This is a genomic window from Natronomonas sp., from assembly GCF_028274965.1.
Classification (GTDB): domain Archaea; phylum Halobacteriota; class Halobacteria; order Halobacteriales; family Haloarculaceae; genus Natronomonas.
The window spans coordinates 1-5,070 of the sequence record NZ_JAQCNO010000006.1; the positions used below are offsets into that span (position 1 = coordinate 1).

The following is a 5,070-nucleotide window of genomic DNA, read 5'->3' on the forward strand; positions in this document are numbered from 1 at the left end:
GCGGTCGTACTCGTCGGACAGGTCGAGCATATCCACCGCCGTATCGTCGCTGGTGTGGATGTACGAGAGAATCCCAAGGTCTACGCCCACGCAGTCGGCAGGGTCGAGCGTACTGGGGTCGGGCTTTTCGGGAAGGCTCTCGTCCGGGCGTTCCGTGACGAGACAGACGAACCAGTCGCCGGTTCGCTCCTTCTTCAGCACGACGCGATTGATGTTCTCGGTCGTGGGGAGTTCTCGGTGCGCTCGGATCGGGATGTGACCGATTTTCGAGAGGCGAACAGTGGCGTACCCGTCTTGGCCCGTGGTGTGATTCACGTCGAAGCCTTCAGACTGATACGCGACTGATCGACGTTCGCTGCTTCCCTGCCACTTCAGCCGGCCTGTCTTGTGGCCGTTTTCTCGCCGCCCTTTCTGCGTCTCGACGTTCTTGTGTATCTCCGAAACGGTCTGTTGAGCGGCGTGTGCCGAGACTTCCGAAAAGAGCGACCACCGCTGTTTCCAGTCGGTGAGTTTGCGGTGCTGGTCGTAGGCGGTTGGCCGGTGTCCGTAGTCGTGAGAGTAGTAGTCGCGGATGGCGTGGTTCCGTATCTGCCGATGGATTTCGATGTGACGCCACGCTTCGCTGGCGGTTTCCTCGTCGGGATATGCACGACAGCGAAGCGTTACGTCCATGCGAGTTAGTCCAGTCGTTCGACAGTGAGTTTGATACGGTCGCCCGTCTCGATACCGAGCGGTTCGCGTACATCTTCGGGTATTGTGACCTGTCCCCGGTCACGGACAGTCGGGTAACATTCCATCTCTATCTGATCCATACACACTCATTCTGATTGGCTCGAAATAACTGTTTCGATACTGTGGGCCTGTGGGAAGGGAGAAACAACCCGGCGGCTGGTCGGTCACTGTCGGCTTCACCCTCGGTCAAGCCCCGAGGCACTCGCCTCGTACCACCTGTAGAACAGCTGTTTGGTGACGTCGGACTCGCCGCGGCGGTCAGTCTGGTCGTCGTGGGTGTTACCGCCTGTGTGTACGCACTCACGGCCAAGGCCGAAGCAGTAGCGCTCCCGTCGCTGGGCGGGTTCTGAGTGACAGAACGCGGGGTCCGTCCCTCCGGTCGCCACGCGGGGGCGCTCCGTATGGGTACATATCTCACGGTGACGCACATAGAAACGGATTTTATCTGATGGGTCGAACTATTGGTATGAACGGGGACGGACGCCCGGAGTTCGGCGACGGGATCGAGGCCCAACACGAGCGGATCGATCGATCCGAGTGGGACCGCGTCTACGTCGTCGGGGACGTCCACGGGTGCCGCGAGGAACTGGAGGGACTGCTCTCGGCGCTGGATCCGACGCCGGAGGATCTCGTTGTCTTCGTCGGCGATCTCGTCAGGAAGGGCCCCGACAGCCGCGGCGTCGTCGAACTCGTCCGCTCGTCGCCGAACATGCGCTCCGTCCGGGGCAACAACGAGGAGAAGCTCCTCCGCGGCGAAAAGCGCCTTCCGGGCCTCGAAAAGGACGATTTAGACTGGATCGCGTCGCTTCCGGTGGCGATCTCCTGGGAGGGGGCGATGGTCGTACACGCCGGCGTCGACCCGCGCAAGCCCACCGCCGGACACACCGTCGAGGACCTCCAGAACGTCAGATCGCTCGCCCCAGAGGGCGGGTACACCGGGCCCTACTGGTTCGACGAACACGAGGGGCCGCCGCGGGTCTTTTTCGGACACACCGTCCTCGAGGAGCCGATCGTCCGCCCGAACGCCGCCGGGCTCGATACGGGCTGTGTGTACGGCGGGTCGCTGACCGCCTACGAGCCCCGGCGCGACGAGACGGTCCGCGTCGACGCCGGCCGGGCCTACAGCGAGCGCCCCGACGAGAAGTTCCTGTCGCCGGCACCGAACTCGGCCTGAGCGGCTCTTCGAGCCCGAAACCCGGGCGTTGCGGGCGAGGAGCGCGGAGGACCCGCCGAGGGCGGATTCGGCGGTTCGACGGCTCGACGGCTCGGTTCGGGTCGCCCGAGGCGCGCGGTCACCGCGTCGAGCCGAGATCGACGACGTGGTCGGCGTCGACGGTCAGCCAGGCCGACGTCTCCGCGCCCCCGGCCGCGTCCTCGAGGAACACGGTGTACGTCTCCGAGCCGTCGGGGAGGCTCACCCGACGACCGCGCAGCCGCGGTCTCCGGTCGTCGTACGGTGCGTCCGTCGGTTCGCTCCGGGTGTCGGCGTCGTCTGTCATTCGGTGGTGCGTTCACTCCGAGGCGGCGGCGCTTGAAGACTTATAATAACCGCCCGTACCGCTCCGGCGACATCTATAGACGTTCAGACCCGAACGGACCGCGGGGACGCGGACGCGACCCGCCCGGTGCGGTGGGACTGTCGGGGCTTTCGACGCCTTCGGGCCCATGGTGACCTCCTCCTCGTCGTAAACGACGAGGCTTCCCGTACCGCAGCGTTGGGAGATTTGCTGGTTTGCAGACCGGTCGGCATGACGGGTCTACTGGCGGGGCCAGACCACCGTTACTCCTATCCCGAGTGGGATTCGGAGTTACCGTGTTTGCCGGGAATCCAGCGGCCCGAAGGGGATTCCTTCGGACGTGGACTCACCGAATCCGATATTATCCGTTTAGTTGGGCGGTCAAGGCCGCCTCGGCACACGTCATGCAACGGGTTTCGGGGGTATAAATCTCCGGTTTGAAGGAATCATGGCGGTTGCTTCACGGAGCTTACGCGATTCACGCCCGCCGTAAACGGCGGGATTCTCTCGCTGTATCAAGATAGGTCCCGTCCGGTCAGGACGGACGCTGGGCCTCGCCGTCGCCTGCCGAGAGATCGTCCGGGTCGACGACGGGGATGCCCGGTTCGACGCTGGCGACGACGGCGATCCGGTCGGTGGTGTCCTCGATCGCGTTGATGACGTCGTCGAGGCTCCGCGCGATCGCCCGCACGACGAGCGGGTCGTCGATCTCGGGGTCGTTGAACGCCGCGGAGACGACCTCGTTGCGGAGCGTGTCGGCCTCGCTTTCGATCTCCCGGACCGTTCGGATGTGCCCGTCGATGGTCTCGGAGGCGTTCGTGGTCCGCAGACACCGGGTGAGCGTCGCGAGCGCCTCCCGGAGCTCTCCCGCGGCGCGCACGGAGGCGGCGGCCAGCCGCGTCAGCCGTTCGAACAACTCCTCGCTGTGCGGCGAGTGCATCGTCGTCAGGTTCGAGGCGGCCTCCTCGGCCCGGTTCGCCACCTCGTCGAGGGAGTCGTACATTCCGAGGAGGTGGGTCCGGTTCATGTAAAACCGCGAGCCGAGCAGCCCGAAGTCCCCGGGCTCGGCCCCCGCGAGCAGGTAGCGCACCCGGCGGTGGTACCGATCGCACTCGCTTTCGGCCGCCCGAACCCGCTCGATTGCGCCGTGGTACGGTCCGTTGTTTCCGTAGCCCTCGTAGGCCTCGTGCAGGAAGGCGACGCTTTGCTCTATCCGGTCGGCGTACTCGGTCGTGATCGCTATCAGCTCCGACGCGAAGCCGGTGTCGCCGTTGGGTGACATCGGGCGTGCGGAGGGCGCTGTGCGGTAAGTCGGTTTGTATGAGCCCTATATACCGCTCGGTGCCCGAAACGAGCCCTCCCGAGGGGTACCGAGGTGGCCAGGGAGTGCGATCCGAGAGCCGACACAGCGTTTGGCGCCGCGGACGACAGGCGAGGGTGACGGCGACGGCGGAGGGGGCAACGGGGTCGTTCGCCCCCGCGTGACCGCACGAATTATGTCCGTTCGCGCCGTGGAGCCCGTATGTCACTGGCGAGCGAGCGGCGACTCATCGAGGAGACGGTGACCGAGTTCGTCGACAACGAGGTTCGGCCGCGGGCCTCGGAGGCCGACGAGACGCAGACGTTCCCCGAAGACGTCTGGGACGGCCTCGCCGACCTCGGGATGACGGGCTTGACCGTCTCGGAGTCCTACGGCGGGTTTGACGCCGATCAGGTGACCTACAGCGTCATCAACGAGCGGTTGGCCCGCGGGGACCTCTCGGTCGCGACGGCGCTGTCGGTACACTGTCTCGCGACCGCCTGCATCGAGGAGTTCGGAACGGAGACCCACCGCGAGGAGTGGCTCCCCGCGATGGCCGAGGGCCGCCCTGTGGGCGCGTTCGCGCTCTCGGAGCCCGACGCCGGATCGAACCCGGCGGAGATGTCAACCGAGGCCAAAAAGGACGGCGACGAGTACGTCATCGACGGCAAAAAGCAGTGGATCACGAACGGCACACGGGCGGGCGTCGTCGTCCTGTTCGCGAAGACCGACCGCGAGGACCCCGACTCGGTGACGCAGTTTCTCGTCCCCACGGACACCGACGGCGTCGAGGTCGGCAAAAAGGAGGACAAACTCGGGTTGCGGGCGAGCGACACGACGACGCTGCGCTTCGACGGGGCGCGGATCCCAGAGTCGAACCGCCTCACCGAGGTCGGGGCGGGCCTCAAGGCGGCCTTTTCGATCCTCACGGGGGGCCGCATCGCCATCGCGAGCCAGGCGGTCGGCGTCGCCCAGGCCGCTCTGGACGCGGCGATCGAGTACGCCGACGAGCGCGAACAGTTCGGCAAGCCGATCGCCGAGCACCAGGCCATCGCGCACAAGCTCGCGGACATGGCGACAGAGGTCAAGGCCGCGCGGCTCCTGACGCGGGACGCCGCCGAGAAGAACGAGGAGGGGGTCGATCCGATGGCCGCGAGCATGGCGAAGTACTTCGCCAGCGAGACGGCCGTCGACGTCGCCAACGAGGCGGTACAGGTCCACGGCGGCTACGGGTACACGAAGGACTTCGACGTCGAGCGGTACTACCGGGACGCGAAGATCACGACCATCTACGAGGGGACCTCCGAGATCCAAAAGGAGATCATCGCCCGCCACATCGGGGAGTGACCGCGCTCGCGTCCGCCTTCGCGGTCAGTCGTACTCGTAGAACCCCTCGCCGGTCTTCTTGCCGAGATCGCCCGCTTCGACCTTCCGCGTGAGCAGGTACGCCGGCGTGTACCGATCGCCCAGTTCCTCGCGGAGGGTCTCCGTCGCGTGCAGACAGATGTCGAGACCGATGTG

At 65.9% G+C, this 5,070-nt stretch carries 7 protein-coding genes; 2 read left to right on the plus strand and 5 right to left on the minus strand.

Translation table 11 applies throughout. The features are described 5' to 3' along the window. Positions 1 to 672: RNA-guided endonuclease InsQ/TnpB family protein (locus tag Q0916_RS01180; protein WP_299233227.1), on the minus strand; the 672-nt coding region annotated here is incomplete at its 3' end. Between the two features lie 5 nt (positions 673 to 677). Next, positions 678 to 812 carry an AbrB/MazE/SpoVT family DNA-binding domain-containing protein gene (locus Q0916_RS01185; protein WP_299233231.1) on the minus strand — a complete coding sequence of 45 codons (135 nt, stop codon included), beginning with the start codon at positions 810 to 812 and terminating at the stop codon, positions 678 to 680. Between the two features lie 386 nt (positions 813 to 1,198). Between Q0916_RS01185 and Q0916_RS01190 the strand changes: the two genes are divergently transcribed. Further along, complete coding sequence (locus Q0916_RS01190) at positions 1,199 to 1,906, plus strand: metallophosphoesterase family protein (protein ID WP_299233232.1); 708 nt, start codon at positions 1,199 to 1,201, stop codon at positions 1,904 to 1,906. A gap of 118 nt (positions 1,907 to 2,024) precedes the next feature. On the opposite strand, the gene Q0916_RS01195 is transcribed toward Q0916_RS01190, so the two are convergent. Then, a complete protein-coding gene (locus tag Q0916_RS01195; protein ID WP_299233234.1) occupies positions 2,025 to 2,231 on the minus strand; it encodes a DUF7511 domain-containing protein in 207 nt (68 codons plus the stop codon). 553 nt (positions 2,232 to 2,784) lie between these two features. Next, positions 2,785 to 3,531: a DUF47 domain-containing protein gene (locus tag Q0916_RS01200; RefSeq protein ID WP_299233237.1), complete on the minus strand. Its 747-nt coding sequence runs from the start codon at positions 3,529 to 3,531 to the stop codon at positions 2,785 to 2,787. 240 nt (positions 3,532 to 3,771) lie between these two features. Here Q0916_RS01200 and Q0916_RS01205 point away from each other — a divergent pair, with 240 nt between their 5' ends. Then, positions 3,772 to 4,896, plus strand: a complete 1,125-nt coding sequence (locus Q0916_RS01205) for an acyl-CoA dehydrogenase family protein (protein WP_299233240.1) — start codon at positions 3,772 to 3,774, stop codon at positions 4,894 to 4,896. 24 nt (positions 4,897 to 4,920) lie between these two features. On the opposite strand, the gene Q0916_RS01210 is transcribed toward Q0916_RS01205, so the two are convergent. Then, positions 4,921 to 5,070 (minus strand): 3-hydroxyacyl-CoA dehydrogenase family protein (locus tag Q0916_RS01210; protein ID WP_299233243.1); only part of this gene is annotated, 150 nt, incomplete at its 5' end.